Raw genomic sequence first — 15,896 nt, 5'->3', positions numbered from 1 at the left:
AAAAATGTATTTATTTAATGAATTTATTTATTGATTTTTTGTGTGGAATTGTTACAATAAATAAGGTGAAATTAATATTTAAAAATTTAAGATAAGATAGTGTTGTTTACTGTTTTGGAATTAATTTGTAACAATTAATTAATAAATAAATTGTATAATATAAGTGTAATCTATTTAAAAATTTGAGTATCTTTTAAGTAATTGTTGATCCGATATGATTTACAGTTTGAAATTTCAGTATAATTAAGTCAACAATTTCAAATAAAGAAGAAAGTTTATATGAAAGTGGAGGAAGGAGAATAAATGTCAAGAGGAAGGCACTTGTTAATTGTTGCTATTATTATATTTATTAGTATTATTTTTGTAGGATGTAAAGATAAAGACTTTACCAGTAACGATACTCCTTCATGTGATGCAAACAAACAACAGATAGTCCATGAGAAAGAGAATGTGGTTGTAGCTTCTAAAGAAGAAGTAAATGAAAATGAAAATGGAAATACTAATGGAAATCTAAACAACTTCGGGCTTGCTGTAGAAAAAAAAGGATGGATTTATTACCTATATGAAAAAGATGATAAAGGATATATATACAAAAAGAAAATAGATGGCTCTTCAAATACAAAATTATGTGATGATTATGGCTTTTATATAAATGTAGTAGGAAACTATATTTATTATAATAATGCTGATGATAACAATCATATTTATAGGATAAAAACAGATGGTACAGGAAGAGAAAAAATTTCTAATGATGTTGTACAAGATGTTTATGTAGAGGGAAAATTTATTTATTATGTAAATGCTGAGGACGGAAAAATATACAAGCTTAAAATTGACAATAAGGAAAAGGTTAAATTAAGTGATGATATTATAGAAACAGGCGGTATTGTAATAGATAAAGAGTTTATATACTATAATAATAAAGGAATTACCAAAATCAAGAAAGATGGGTCAGCAAAAACATCTATTTTACAAGATAATAGCAATGTTTTTACCATAATAGATGTGGATCAACAGTGGATGTATTATTTAAATGATGTTGGATTGTTTAGAATAAAAAAAGACGGTACATTAAAAGAGCAGTTATATAGTGGATCAGCATCGTGGGGAAACATTAAGGGAGAATATATTTTTTTTAGTGACATAAATGATGGGTGTATATATAAACTTAGTAAAGATGGAAAAAGTAAAACAAAAGTAGTAGAAGATTTAGCCTATAAAATAAATATTATTGGAAATGAGATTTACTATGATTATTCTAATAGACCTATGAAAATGAAGTGGATAAGTCAGAAATAATTTAAAAGCAAAATTGGATAATATCTACAATGATAATTTAAAACGTGTAATGAAAAAATAATTTTTTTATTACACGTTTTTTATATTAAATAGATACATATTATTTTTAAATAAATTATTATCTAACTATAAGCTTTATCTATTGTAATAAGGGAATTATAAAGAGGATGAATTTTCTTTAGTTCTTTGTCTATATTAGTTTTAAGATTTTCTTCATCCTTTAAAGTTAGTTTTGAACTAAAGTCAATTACAATATCAAAAATTAAATTTTTATATTCTCCATCGCCAACCATTCTAAAATCGTGAAAAGATTTGACTTGGGGAAATTTGCCTAAAACCGTTCCTACTTCTATTCTAGCTTTATTTATTTCTTCATCGTCTGTATTTATAGGATCCATATGTATAACTAGAAACAAGTCTAAGTTCTTAGAAATTTCATTTTCTGCTTTATCTATTATTTCATGGATTTTAACAATAGAGATATCATAAGGAACTTCTGCATGTATGGAAGCCATCCTTCTTCCAGGACCATAGTTGTGTATTATTAAATCGTGAACTCCTATAATATTTTCGTATTTTAACACTTCATTTTTTAACTCTTCGACAAGCTCAGGATCTGGAGCTTCTCCTAATAGTGGGTTAATTGTGTCTTTTATTAAAGAGTATCCAGAATATAAAATAAATAATGATATTACTATTCCCACATATCCATCAATAGGGAAAGAAATCCACTTAGAAAGTAGTAATGAAAATGCTACAGTGCTTGAAGAGATAACATCAGTTAGGGCGTCTAAAGAAGAAGCTTGAAGAGCAGAAGAATTTATTTTTTCTCCTATGTACTTGTTGAACTTACTTAGCCATATCTTAGCACCAACAGAAATTAATAATAAAATAAAAGGTATTAATTGAAAATTTATTTTTTCAGGATTCATTATTTTATTAAAAGAAGACTTAGTAAATTCTACTCCAACCATAAGTACCATAAAAGCTACAATTAATCCAGAAATATATTCTATTCTTCCATGACCAAAAGGATGTTCTTCATCGGCAGGCTTAGAAGCTAATTTAAAGCCTGCAATAGTTATGACTGAAGATAAAACGTCTGATAAGTTGTTGAAGGCATCTGCTGTTACAGCAATACTTTTAACAAATAATCCAATAGATAATTTTATTAAGAAAAGAATAAGGTTAACTATTATGCCTACTATTCCACCTAGATATCCATAGGAGTCTCTAACTTTATGATCATTTGTATTTTCATAGCCTTTTACAAATTTAATAACTAGTAATTTTGAAAGCATTTTATCACCTCTAACATAAATTTACTCTTCATATTATAGCACAACTGAAAAATGTTGTTAGGCGATGTTTTTTAGTAAAATAAAAAATCCAATATCTTTGAGTTTTACTGCAGTGTAACTTTTTTGAACAGTTTTTGATTGGTGCTGTATCTTAAATGGGACAAATATACATAAATAATTATAAATTCCATAATAAACGCTACTATATCAATCTATATTTTTTTGGTATGAATATTGCTGTAAATTTATAGCAAATAAAACAAAGGAGGTAATGTAATGATATCTAAGGTGATTTCTATTGATAAAGCTCTTAATGTAATAAAAGATGGAACAAGATTAATGATTGGAGGATTTATTGATGTAGGTTCTCCAATTAAGTCTATTGAAAAGATTGTTCAAAAAGGGACGAAAGATTTAATTCTTATTGCAGTAACTCCAGGAATGTCTGGATTTGGTAAATCAATGCTTTACAAGAACAAGCAAGTAAAAGAACTTATTTCAAGTCATGTAGGCACTTCAGTTGAGTCTACAGAAGAATATCTAGCTGGAGATTTATGCGTAAAAGAATTTTTTCCTATGGGAACTTGGATGGAAAAAGTACGCGCTGGTGCTATGGGGCTAGGTGGAGTACTAGTACCAGTAGGAGTAGGTATTTTAGATGAGCCAGGATTATTTGAAAATTTAGATGAGCCTAAAAAAGTAATAAATGTAAATGGCTTAGATTGTTTTATTGAGCCAGCGCTAACATCAGAGGTATCAATAGTTAAGGCTTGGAGGGCAGATGAACTTGGGAACCTAGAATTTAGAGGGACCAGCTTAAACGATAATGCAGATATAGCTATGGCTGGAAAATACACTATTGCAGAGGTAAATGAAATTGTACCTGTTGGAACTATAGACCCAGAAAGAGTTGGATGTCCAGGAGTTTTTGTTGATGCGGTAGTTCAAGGCTATACATTAAAAGAGCAGAATGATATATATCGTGAAGTATGGATTAAAAAAGGTAAATTAAATAAGGAAGAATAAATTGTTTGTAAGAAATTTTAAGCTTATTCAAGATAATAAAAGGAGGAATAACAATGGAGGTTAGAGAGATTATTGCCAGAAGAGCAGCTAAGGAATTAAATGATGGAGAAGTTGCAAATTTAGGCTTTGGTATGCCTACACAGGCAGTCAACTATTTGCCAAAAGGTATAAAGCTAATTATGCATACAGAAAATGGGGCTTTTGGTTTTGGTGGGAAACCAAATTGTAATGATGCGGATTCTGACGTTTCAAATGCAGGTTCAGAGCCAGTTACATTGTTACCAGGGGCAGCGTGTATGTCACTTGCTACATCTTTAGGAGCTATGAGAAATGGATATATTGATGTGACTATATTAGGAGCTTTAGAAGTTGATCAATTTGGTAATATAGCAAATTGGGCCGTAAAGAGGGATGGATTATGGTGGCCAGGAATAGGTGGAGCTATGGAGTTAACTTATGGAACAAAGAAAATAATAGCTACATTACAACATACGGATAAGAATGGAAATTCTAAAATAAAGAAAAAATGTGAATTACCTTTAACAGGGAAGAGGTGTGTAAAAACAATAATTACAGAGAAAGCAGTTTTTGATGTTGGAGAAGATATGTTAATTTTAAGAGAAATTTATCCGGGATTATCTTTGGAGGATATAAAAGCTATAACAGAGGCAGATTTTATTGTAGGTGAAGATTTGAAAGATATGGAATTATAAAAGACATATAAATGAAAAATGGAGATGAGAAGTGTAAATGAATATTAGTAGTGAAGAATTAATTTTAAAAGCTAAGAATTTTACTAAAGAAAATATAAAGCCTATAGCCAAAGAATTAGATGAGAGTAATCGCTGCCCAAAAGAGTTATTTGATCCTATGAGAAAATTAGGATTCTTTAGAGCTCAGTATCCCTTAGAATATGGTGGATATGATATGGATTATAAAAGTGCTTTTTATATATTAAAGGAAATAGCTAAAGGAAGTGCAGGAATAAGTTTACTTTATGTAGTGCACTGGATGGCTACAGATGTTCTCTTAAAATATGGTACCGAATCACAAAAGAAAAAATATCTGAAAGATTTAGTAGAGGGAAAGAAGATAGCTGCTTACTCAATAAGTGAGGCAACAGCTGGATCAGATGCTGCAGGTATTAAAACAGTCGCAGAAAAGGTTGAGAATGGATGGAAGATTAATGGAACAAAGTATTTTGTGACGAATGGAGGTATAGCAGATTTATATTTTGTTATGTGTAAGACAAGTCCTAATAAAGGTGCAAAGGGAATAAGTTTATTTATAGTTGACAAAGAAACTTATGGATTAGATGTAACCTATTATGCTGAAAAAATGGGGTTTAGAAGTTCTGCAACTACTAATTTAGTATTAAAAGATTGTATAGTTTCTGAAGACAATTTACTAGGAAAAGAAGACAAAGGATTTGAAATTGTTTTAGATGGACTGGTAGGAGGTAGACTTGGAATGTCAGCCATTGGGATAGGAATTGGAGAAGTGGCTTTAGAGTAAGCTGTTAAATTTTCAAATAATCGTAGTGCTTTTGGTAAACCTATTGCAGCACTTTTCTCTATTCAAGAAAAAATAGCTAATATGTATATAAAATTAGCAGGGGTAAAGGCACTTTTTCGCAAAGCTTGTGAAGTAAGAGATAGAGGAGAAGATTATTCTTTAGAAGCATCTGTTGCTAAGGTAGCTACAGCTAAAGCAGTAAATGATATATGTTATGAAGCTATACAAATTATGGGGGGACACGGTTATATAAGAAATAATGATGTAGAAAGATTTGCAAGGGATGCAAGATTAATAGATATAGGTGTTGGAACGGTAGAAGTTTTAAATATGATAATTGGACTTAATGTACTGAAGAATTTAAAGTGAAAAATCTATGAAAATGCACTTAGAGTGTATAGTTGAGATAAAGAGAAATGAGATTAATTTATTTTAAAATAGATAATAGGAGAGGGATTAAGATGAAGAATATTCAATTAAACCAAATAGAATTACCTAATAATGAAATGTATAGTTATAGACAATATATAGGAGGTGAAAAAGTTATAGTTTTAGTTCATGGAAATTTAGCCAGCTCCAAGTTTTATGATGAGCTTATACAAGAGCTACCAGAAGAATATACTGCTTATGCTATTGATATGAGAGGGTTTGGAAGGTCGACTTATAATAGACCAATAGATACTTTAAGAGATTTTGCTGGAGATTTAAAATTATTTGTTGATCAATTAAAATTAAAAAAATTCGATTTATTAGGATGGTCTACAGGTGGAGCTGTAAGCATGTTATTTTGTTCAAATTATGAATATATGGTAAACAGATTATTCTTAATAGACTCAGCGGGTATTTCAGGATATCACTCTTATGCAGTAGATGATAAAGGTAAGAAAATTTTATTAAAATCTAGAAAAGAGATTCAGGAAGACAAGACTAAAATTGAACTATTAGAGGCATTAGAGCGTAATGATAAAGAGTACTACAGAAATATATGGGATACTGCAATATACAATAAAAATAAGCCAAAGCCTGAGGTTTTTGAAGCGCAATTAGAAGAAAGTTTGCTTCAAAGAAACTTAATGGATGTATACTATGGATTGACAAAATTTAATATATCTAATTATTACAATGGGTTGTCTATGGGAACAGGTGAGGTTGATAGAATAAATGTACCTACGATAATACTGCAAGGAGATAGTGATTTATTAATTACTGTAGATGAGGCAAAAGAGATGAAAGAAAGTATAGGAGATAATGCAGAACTTGTAATAGTGAAAGAGTGTGGACATTCACCTATGGTGGATGCTCAAGAAGTATTGGTTAGATGTATAAGTGAAGATTAAGAAATTATATTCAAAGAACATTTAGACAAAAGGAGGTTAATAAGATTATGAAAAAAACTAAATTATTCAGAAATCTAATTATAACATTCATAATTTTCGCATTATTCAATTTGCCTGCTAGTGCTAGAACTGCTCAATTGAATGTTGAAGATGTTTGGGGCATAGCAAATGAAAAATTTTCAGAAGTATTTTTTAATTCTCCGGTGGCAATGTCTAAAGATGCTAAAGGAAATATATATGTTGCAGATATGAGTAATAACAGAATTGTAAAGATTGATGAAAATGGAAATGTTCTTAAGAAATTTGGTGCGCGAGGTTCTGGTAATGGACAATTTGATACTCCTTTTGGTGTAGCTATTGATAATAAAGGTAATATACTAGTTGCAGATACAGCAAATTATCGTATTCAAAAGTTTGATTCAAATTGGAATTTTATAACCGCTTGGGGTTCTTTTGGCGATGGGACAAGTCAATTTGGCTTACCTAGGGAAATAGGCATAGATAGTCAAAATAGATATCATGTTTGTGATGAATTTCATGATCGCATTCAGGTTTTTGATGAAAATGGAAAATTTTTATATCATTATGGAGGAAGAGGTACAGGTAATGGTAAGTTTAGATTACCTCAAGGGATTGCTATAAAGCAAGATCCACTAGGCGACAAAGTTTATATATGCGATACTTTCAATAACAGAGTTCAAGTTTTAGATGTTAAAGGAAATTATATTGAGCAATTAGGAACGGGAGAACCAGGGGATAGCTCTAATAAGTTTTTATATCCTAGAGGAGTGAATATAGACTCTAATGGCGATGTATATATAGCAGATACTTTTAATCACAAGATTAAAAAATTTAATAGTAATCATGTCTATAAATATTCTACAAGTTTAGGTATTGCTAATTTAGAACCAGTATTCCCTTGTCAAGTTTTACCTATAGGAAATGGGAAATTTATTGTTTCAGATACAGGAAATAGCCAATTAATTAGATTTAATGGATATTCAACTTATGCTTCACCAGATTTGAATATAGGAAAGTTAAGGACAGGTGATAAAGTATTCTCAGGAAGTACGGGAGTAGCTGTAGACCCTTCAGGTAATGTTTATGTTACAGATAGTTTAAATCACCGCATAAAAAAATTTGATAGCTCTGGAAAATTATTAGGTAAATGGGGTGGAAATAGCGGTAATGGAGGACCAGGAGCTTATGGTATATACTATTGGCAATTTACTACACCTAAACAGATTTGCTACAATAAAAAATATGATAATATAGTGATTGCAGATACAGGTAATTCTAGAATTCAAGTATTCTCAAAGAATGGAACTTGGTTAATGAACTTTGGGTATGGTCATTTAACCTTACCTGTAGGAGTATGTACTACTAGTGATGGTTCCATATATGTTGCGGATACAGGAGGTAATAGAATTGTAAAATTTAATTCTTTAGGACAGTTTGTAAAGAGTTGGGGTAGAGAAGGAATGGAAAATGGACAGTTTAGACAACCATTTTTTCTTGCTAGTGACTCTAAAGATAATATCTATGTAGTAGATAGATCTAATAGCCGTATTCAAAAATTCGATAAGAACGGTAATTTTATTACAAAGTGGGGAACTAAAGGAGGGGTCCCTGTGACTGATCCTTTAGAAAATTGGGGTATTGGTGACGGAGATTTATTTTTACCCATAGGGATTACTATTGATGAAAGCGATAATGTTTATGTTACTGACAGTTCTAATAATAGGGTGCAAAAATTTACTTCAAATGGAATTTTTATTGAAAAATGGGGGAATTTTAGTAGCAGTAGTGGGAATTTCTTTTCACCTCAAGGTATTGCATGTGGAGCAAATGGAGAAATCTATGTAGCAGATGGACTACTTAACAAAGTTACAAAGTTTGTTCCTTGATATTCTTAAGACAAATAGAATTTAAATAATATGATTAACTATATAGATATTAGAAATTATTAAGTTCTATATAGTTATGTTGCAAATAGAATATTACACATGTAACATTTTGTTACAATAATATTATAAATTAAATTTATTATTTACAGAAAAAATTTATCTTTTGTTAGAAAAGATAAATTTTTTTTGCTATGAGAAGCCATTTATAGGGAGATAGAATCCGTCAATTTAAAAAATTTGTATTTAGCACATAAAGTGGCATATGTATTGCTATAAAACAATATATGAAGTGGGTGTTATAAAGATAGAAGGGGGAATAAGTATAAGTTTAATTGAGACGAAGAAAAGGTTTAACTAACAATATTTAATGGAGGGATAGTTATATGGAGAAAAAACAATCAAAATTTTTTTATGGTTGGATTGTAGTTTTAGTAGCATTTTTGTCAGTAGGTATAACTTATGGGACAAAAGGAGCTTATGGTGTAATTCAACTTTCTATGTTAAATGACTTAGGATGGTCAAGAACACAAGTGGCAGGGGCCTTTTCTGCAAATATGTTTGTATATGCTATTGTGGTTTTATTTGTTGGTAAAATAATGGATAAAGTTGGAGTCAAAAATATTTTAGCAATAGGTGGTGTATTAACAGGACTGGCTTATTATTTAATGACAGTAATTAAAACTCCTACTCAATTTTACTTATGCTATGGATTGTTATTAGGTGTTGCAGGCAGTTGTATGGGAATGGTACCAGGCCCAACAGCTGTAGGTAGATGGTTTGTTAAGAAAAGAGGAAGAGCTATGGCGATAACATTAGTAGCATCACCTTTAGGAGCAGCTATATTTACAATGTTTGCAAAGGGATGGCTAGAATCAATAGGATGGAGAGGAACATTTAAAATAATGGCTATAACTTCATGGATTTTAGTAATTATACCATCACTATTATTAATGAAAAATAAACCAGAAGATATAGGGTTATTGCCGGATGGAGAAATCAAAATAAAAGTAAATCAAAATACAAATAGCTGTAGTATTGATGATGAGGAATGGACATATAAAAAAATCTTTTGTTCTCCAAAAGCATGGGCATTAATTCTTGCATACTTCTTATTTGGAGGAAATGGTCTTGCTCAACAAATACATCAAGTGCCACATCTTATTAATAATGGATTAACAGAGACACAGGCTACTGATGCTTTGGCAATGAATATGTTTTTATCTATGTTTTCTATGTTAATTTGGCCAACAATCTCAGATTTTATTGATAGAAAGAAGGCACTATGTATTTCATTAATATTACAAATAATTGGAACTATAGTTCTTATGAATGCTAACACGCCAGTAATGGCATACGTATTTGTGTTCATAATGGGACTATCGTACATGGGAGCATTTGGATTATTTTCATCTTTAACAGCAGACTTGTTTGGAAGAAAAAGTCTTGGAACACTTAATGGAGTAATGGCTACTAGTGCCTCAATTGGATCTGCTGTAGCAATTTATTTTGGAGGATATATTTATGATGTTACAAAATCATACACAATTTTATGGTCAATATGTATAGGAGGATTAGTTTTAGCAACGCTTTTCACTATTTTTCTTATCAAATCCACGGCTACAGATAAAAGTAGCAATATGATTGTGAATGGTGGTAAATAAAAATATTTTATAAAAATTATTAGGAGGTTTTTTTATGATAGCAAAAATAAATGGAATCGATTTGTATTATGAAGATAAGGGTCAAGGACCTGCTTTGGTATTTATTCATGGATTAGGTGAAAATGCAGAATCGTGGAAATACCAAATTGATGTTTTTAGCAAAAGTTTTAGAACTATTGTTATGGATTTACGCGGACATTATCGTAGTGGCGATGGAGATGAATTCATTACTATGGAATTGTTTGCAAAAGATGTATTAGCATTATTAGATTATCTAGGGATAGATAAAGCTCATTTTGTTGGTTTATCCATGGGAGGACTAATTTGTCAAGAGATTGCAATAAAAAATCAAAACCGTATGCTCACTATGACTCTAAGTGATGCTGCGGGGTATTATCCAGAACCTATGTGTACAACTGGACTTGATGAAAGATTGGAGAGAATCGATAGAATGCCCATGGAAGAATTAGGTGAGTTGATTGCTAAAGCAGCTTGCAAGATAAATGTTGAAGAAAGTATTTTAAAGGAAGCTATACAAATGTTCCAATTAAATAGAGTAAAACCATATAGACAGGCTACGTATTCTACTTTAAAGGCTGATTATAGAGAATATCATGAAGATATGAATATTCCAACATTCATATCTGTAGGACAATTTGATCCTGTAACCCCAATTGTTTATGCGCAATATCTAAACGAAAATATTATTGGGTCAAAAATGCAAATTATACCAGATGCATCCCATTTATCAAAAATGGATAATGCACCAGCATACAACTTGGCTTTAGCTGAATTTTTAATAGCATATGAGACAGAATCTGCTATACCTGTAATTGAGATATTAAAATAATTATTAATAAGTTAACTTAAAAGAGGAGGTAACCCAGATACCTCCTTTTTTACATATAAATTCAATAAATTAATTATACTAGTTATGCAACTTATATTATAATTAATATATAAGTTGTAGGGGGGATATAGTAATGATTAATTTGAACACAAAGGAATTTTTAGAGTTTTGTCATAGTGCTTTTGACAATATACCTATTGCAATTGACTTTTTAGACAAAGATGGAAAAATGATATATATAAACAAATCTTTTTCTGATTTTCTTCAAATACCTATTGAAAATATGATTGGTAGAATAGTGACAGATATAAATCCTACATCTAAATTTATGAAATCTTTGAAAAATAAAAGAGCAGATATAGCCACTCCTCATAAGTTCCCTAATGGAAAGGAAGCGATATGTCATAGAATACCCATAATTGATGATAGAGGTAATTTAGTAGGTGGATTAGGTATGATTTTATTTGAAGAAATTCAGAATATGAAAGATATATTGGATAAATATGAATTACTCAATAAAGAATTGAAGTTATATAAAAATGAAATTGCTAAATTTAATAAGACTACATATAGTTTGGATAATATAATTGGAAAATCTAGCAGCATTATTAAGTGCAAAAATGATGTGAAAAAATTTGCTAAAGTAAAATTTGATGTGCTTATTAAAGGTGAAAGTGGGGTAGGAAAGGAACTTTTTGCTCATGCAATACATGCAGAGAGTGAGAGACATAATATGCCTTTTGTTAGGATAGATTGTTCGTCAATTCCAGAAAGTCTATTAGAATCAGAGTTTTTTGGATATGAAGAAGGTTCATTTACTGGAACGAAAAAAGGCGGAAGTATAGGTAAATTTGAGCTAGCAAATGGAGGCACTATTTTTTTAGATGAGATTGGAGAAATGCCATACCATATGCAAGCAAAACTTTTAAGGGTTTTGCAGGAAAAAGAGATTATAAGAATTGGTGGAAAAAAAGTTATTCCATTAGATATAAGGGTAATAAGTGCTACAAATAGAAACTTAGAAAAAATGGTTATTGATGGAAAATTCAGGGAGGACTTATACTACAGAATTAATGTTTTAAGTATAGAAGTACCACCATTAAGAGAGAGAAAAGAAGATATGAAATTTTTAGTAGAGGAGTTTTTATCTAATTTCCATAAAGAATTGGGGATATTAAGAAAAATTCCTGATAATATAATGGATATTCTTAATGAGTATTTGTGGCCTGGAAATATTAGAGAATTAAAAAATGTAATAAATAAAATATGTGTTAGCGCAGATGATGTAAATGTAGGGATAAATGATTTACCTGAATTTTTTTTACAAGATTCAATAAAACAGAATATAAATTTAAGCGGTATGGGACTGAATGAAGTCATAAATGCTGTTGAAGCAGAGACAATAAAAAGTGCGCTAAGCCAGTGTAATTATAATAAAAGTCAGGCTGCAAAACTTTTAAAAATACCTAGAAATACATTATATAGAAAGATAAATGAATTGAATATAAAGGATATTTAAAATGTGAAAAACTACAAGTTAGTTTGTAGCTTTTTATAATAACTAAACCAAAGGTATTGTAAACACAAATCTGGAATACTACAATAGATTTGATGCAGGAATAAAATAGCTAAACAGTATTTGGAAAAATGAGGTATAATATAAAATATAATAAAATCAGTCGGTGTAGGGCTATCTACACTAGATATGCTATGGAGGTAATAAAATGAGTAAAGAATTAAAAATTGCACAAGAACTTATAGATTTTATATATGAGAGCCCAACAGCTTTTCATGCCGTGGAAAATGTAAAAGAAGAGTTATTAGGAAATGGTTTTAAAGAATTGAAAGAAGAAGATAAATGGCATATAAAAAACAAAGGAAAATATTTTGTAACTAAGAACAATTCGGCTTTAATTGCATTTGTAGTAGGAAAAGGTGAAGTCGCAGATAATGGATTTAAAATATTAGGGGCACATACAGATTCACCATGTTTTAGAGTTAAGCCAAATTGCGAAATGACATCAGAAGAGGCTTATTTTAAAATTAATACGGAAGTTTACGGGGGACCTATAGTAAACACATGGCTAGATAGACCACTATCTATTGCGGGTAGAGTTATATTAAAGGGAAAAAATATCTTATTTCCAGAAGAGAGGCTTGTAAATATAAATAAACCTATAATGATAATTCCTAATCTTGCTATTCATATGAATAGAGAAGTAAATAAAGGAATTGAGTTAAATAGGCAAATAGACACACTTCCTTTAGTATCTCTAATTAATGATCAATTTGAAAAAGAGAATTATCTTTTAAACACTATAGCGAAGGAATTAAATATAGATTGTGATGAAATACTAGATTTTGATCTATTTCTTTATGAATATGAAAAAGGAAGTATTATAGGACTTAATGAAGAGTTTATATCTTGCGGAAGATTAGATGATTTAGAAGCTGTTCATGCTGGGGTTAAAGCTATTATAAATACAGAGGCATCAGAAGCTACTAATGTCTTAGTATGTTTTGATAATGAGGAAGTAGGTAGTTCAACAAAACAAGGTGCAGATTCAGAAATGCTTTCAAATATTTTAGAAAGAATAGTTTTAGCCCAAGAAGGAAATAGAGAAGACTATTTTAGAGCTTTAGCTAAATCATTTATTATATCTTGTGATGCAGCTCATGCGGTTCATCCAAATAAAGGTGAGAAATGTGATCCAACCAATAGACCAGTTATAAATAAGGGGCCAGCAATAAAAATTGCAGCTAGCCAGAGTTATACTTCAGATGGAAATTCATCAGCTGTATTTGAATGTATTTGTAAAAAAGCAGGAGTACCTGTACAAAAGTTTGTAAACAGATCAGATGAAAGAGGAGGAAGTACAATAGGACCTATTTCATCCACCCATATAAATATACGTTCTGTTGATATTGGAATTCCAATGCTAGCAATGCATTCAGTAAGAGAATTTTGTGGAGTTATGGATCATTATTATTGCATCCAATGCTTTGAAGAATTTTACAAATAAGATCTTGACTTTAGATGGGATTTAAAATTCAATTTGAATTTTAAATAGTGAATTGAAATTTTAATGTTTCAAAGTGTTAAACAATAACTAAGGAGCTATTACTATGAATATAGATATAATTATTTCTAGTGAAGATATAAAAGAAGAAAAAATAAAAGGGAAAACAATAGTTATAATTGATATGTTAAGAGCCACTTCTGTAATTGTAACTGCTCTATATAATGGATGTAAAGAGGTAATCCCTGTAATAGATATAGAAGAAGCAAGAGACGTAGTAAAAAATGAAAGAGAAAAATACGTTTTAGGAGGAGAAAGAAAAGCTTTAAAAATAGAAGGGTTTGATTTTTCAAATTCTCCTTTGGAGTATTTAGATGGTTCTGCTAAGGGTAAAATATTAGTTATGACTACTAGCAACGGAACTAAAGCTATTAATAGATCTATTAGTGCAGAACGAATGTTAATAGGAGCTATGATAAATGCATCATCTGTTGCAAAAAAAGTTGTGGAAGTAGGGAATGATGTTGTTATAATAAACTCAGGAACCAATGGAGAATTTTCTATAGATGACTTTTTATGTAGTGGATATATTATAGAGTGTATACTTAAAGAAATAAAAGTAGATATGTCAGATATAGCTATTACTGCTAATTATATGTATAAGCAAAATGAAGATTTAATAACATTTATAAAAAATGCAAAGCATTATAATATATTACTAGAATTAGGGCTTCAGAAGGACTTAGAATATTGTTGCAGAAAAGATATTATAAATATAGTACCAGAGTTTATTAATGGAAAAATTATTATATGAGTTCGATAATTTAAAATATAAGCTGAAATTAGAGTTGTTATGAGAAGCTTTAAAAGAATGCAAAGAAGTAATATTTAATTAAAATAGTGAGTTATAAATAAAAAGGTTAAGCTTGTATTAAGATTACAAGTTTAACTTTTTTTATTTAGGCGTTGAATAATTTATAGTATATTTTATTAAAATATATAATTAATAATAAAATAATATTTATAATTTTAGGAGGATTTTTTAGATATGGTAAATATATATAATAATATAAGGCAAAATAATAAGTATTAAATTCAAATAAGTTAATCTTTAACTTATAACAGCAGTGTGGTATAATTTATTAAAGGATATTAAATATCATTGTAAGGGGATATAAAATATAACTTAATTAAAGGGGATGATTGTTATTATCCAAGTATTTGAGGATTTCCCAATATTGGATGGAAACGTATACAACTTAAGACAAGTTAAAAAAACCGATTGCAAAGATATATTTGATATATACTCTGATAACGATGCAGTAAAATATGAGGGAATGAATCCTATTGAATCTATTGATAAAGCTAAAAGCTACATTGATTTCATTAATGATGGATATAATAAAAAAATGTTTGTTCGTTGGTGCATAAGTGATAAAGAAGATGATAAGCTATTAGGATTAATTTCTCTCCAGCATTTTGACTATTTAAATGCAAAGGCTGAAGTTGGATATATTCTTAATAAAAAATACTGGGGTAAGGGTATTATGGGAAGTAATTTATCTTTAGTTATTAATTATGCATTCAATCAATTAAATCTTCATAGACTAGAGGCGGTGATACATCCTGCAAATATAGCTTCTATAACTTTAGCGGAAAGGATGGGCTTTAAGATAGAAGGGGTAAAAAAAGAATGTGAATTAAATCTTAGAACTTCTAATTATGAAGACAGATTGATATTGGGAAGAGTTAATAAAATGAAAAAAGTGAGCTAAATTAATGTTTAGCTCACTTTTTATGTGGGCAATATGCTTTAAGAAAGTATTGGATTTATGTAATAGTTAAGAAAATTATGTAATTACCTAAGTTTTGTACAAACAAAACTTTATTAGTTTCCATATTATAGTTTCCAAAAAATAAATAGTGGATAATACCAAGCCTTGAAGTATAATTTTCTTGCTACAGAAAAATTAAGAAAGG

13 protein-coding genes and 1 pseudogene are annotated in these 15,896 nt (G+C 29.7%); 13 read left to right on the top strand and 1 reads right to left on the bottom strand.

Going from position 1 to position 15,896, the window contains the following annotated elements; genetic code table 11:
• The first annotated feature begins 303 nt into the window (after positions 1 to 303).
• Positions 304 to 1,299: a DUF5050 domain-containing protein gene (locus tag OW729_RS16145; RefSeq protein WP_268062587.1), complete on the top strand. Its 996-nt coding sequence runs from the start codon at positions 304 to 306 to the stop codon at positions 1,297 to 1,299.
• 122 nt (positions 1,300 to 1,421) lie between these two features.
• Here OW729_RS16145 and OW729_RS16140 read toward each other — a convergent pair whose 3' ends face one another.
• A complete protein-coding gene (locus OW729_RS16140; protein WP_268062586.1) occupies positions 1,422 to 2,600 on the bottom strand; it encodes a cation diffusion facilitator family transporter in 1,179 nt (392 codons plus the stop codon).
• A 276-nt stretch (positions 2,601 to 2,876) separates the two neighbouring features.
• On the opposite strand from OW729_RS16140, the gene OW729_RS16135 reads away from it, so the two are divergent.
• The 12 genes and pseudogenes from OW729_RS16135 (at position 2,877) to OW729_RS16080 (ending at position 15,691) form a co-directional block, all read left to right on the top strand.
• A complete protein-coding gene (locus OW729_RS16135; protein ID WP_268062585.1) occupies positions 2,877 to 3,626 on the top strand; it encodes a CoA transferase subunit A in 750 nt (249 codons plus the stop codon).
• Positions 3,627 to 3,679: 53 nt separating this feature from the next.
• Positions 3,680 to 4,339 carry a 3-oxoacid CoA-transferase subunit B gene (locus OW729_RS16130; protein ID WP_268062584.1) on the top strand — a complete coding sequence of 220 codons (660 nt, stop codon included), beginning with the start codon at positions 3,680 to 3,682 and terminating at the stop codon, positions 4,337 to 4,339.
• Between the two features lie 37 nt (positions 4,340 to 4,376).
• Positions 4,377 to 5,141, top strand: coding sequence for an acyl-CoA dehydrogenase family protein (locus tag OW729_RS16125; protein WP_268062583.1), 765 nt, complete (start codon positions 4,377 to 4,379; stop codon positions 5,139 to 5,141).
• A gap of 12 nt (positions 5,142 to 5,153) precedes the next feature.
• A pseudogene (locus OW729_RS16120) lies at positions 5,154 to 5,510 on the top strand (acyl-CoA dehydrogenase family protein); the annotation flags it as partial.
• 92 nt (positions 5,511 to 5,602) lie between these two features.
• Positions 5,603 to 6,478 carry an intracellular short-chain-length polyhydroxyalkanoate depolymerase gene (gene phaZ / locus OW729_RS16115; protein ID WP_268062582.1) on the top strand — a complete coding sequence of 292 codons (876 nt, stop codon included), beginning with the start codon at positions 5,603 to 5,605 and terminating at the stop codon, positions 6,476 to 6,478.
• Positions 6,479 to 6,525: 47 nt separating this feature from the next.
• A complete protein-coding gene (locus OW729_RS16110; protein WP_268062581.1) occupies positions 6,526 to 8,385 on the top strand; it encodes a beta-propeller domain-containing protein in 1,860 nt (619 codons plus the stop codon).
• A gap of 383 nt (positions 8,386 to 8,768) precedes the next feature.
• Positions 8,769 to 10,046 (top strand): MFS transporter, encoded by a 1,278-nt coding sequence (locus tag OW729_RS16105; RefSeq protein WP_268062580.1) that lies wholly within the window; start codon positions 8,769 to 8,771, stop codon positions 10,044 to 10,046.
• 34 nt (positions 10,047 to 10,080) lie between these two features.
• Entirely contained in the window at positions 10,081 to 10,896 is an 816-nt protein-coding gene (locus OW729_RS16100; protein WP_268062579.1) for an alpha/beta fold hydrolase, read from the top strand.
• A 133-nt stretch (positions 10,897 to 11,029) separates the two neighbouring features.
• Positions 11,030 to 12,415 carry a sigma-54 interaction domain-containing protein gene (locus OW729_RS16095; RefSeq protein WP_268062578.1) on the top strand — a complete coding sequence of 462 codons (1,386 nt, stop codon included), beginning with the start codon at positions 11,030 to 11,032 and terminating at the stop codon, positions 12,413 to 12,415.
• Positions 12,416 to 12,620: 205 nt separating this feature from the next.
• Positions 12,621 to 13,919 (top strand): M18 family aminopeptidase, encoded by a 1,299-nt coding sequence (locus OW729_RS16090; protein WP_268062577.1) that lies wholly within the window; start codon positions 12,621 to 12,623, stop codon positions 13,917 to 13,919.
• Positions 13,920 to 14,022: 103 nt separating this feature from the next.
• Entirely contained in the window at positions 14,023 to 14,730 is a 708-nt protein-coding gene (locus OW729_RS16085; protein WP_268062576.1) for a 2-phosphosulfolactate phosphatase family protein, read from the top strand.
• 385 nt (positions 14,731 to 15,115) lie between these two features.
• Positions 15,116 to 15,691: a GNAT family N-acetyltransferase gene (locus tag OW729_RS16080; RefSeq protein ID WP_268062575.1), complete on the top strand. Its 576-nt coding sequence runs from the start codon at positions 15,116 to 15,118 to the stop codon at positions 15,689 to 15,691.
• Positions 15,692 to 15,896 lie beyond the last annotated feature (205 nt).

Source organism: Clostridium brassicae (genome assembly GCF_026738875.1).
GTDB classification, from domain to species: Bacteria; Bacillota; Clostridia; order Clostridiales; family Clostridiaceae; genus Clostridium_H; species Clostridium_H brassicae.
The sequence above is the reverse complement of the archived record's forward strand: the minus strand, read 5'-3'. Positions and strand labels throughout refer to the sequence as shown.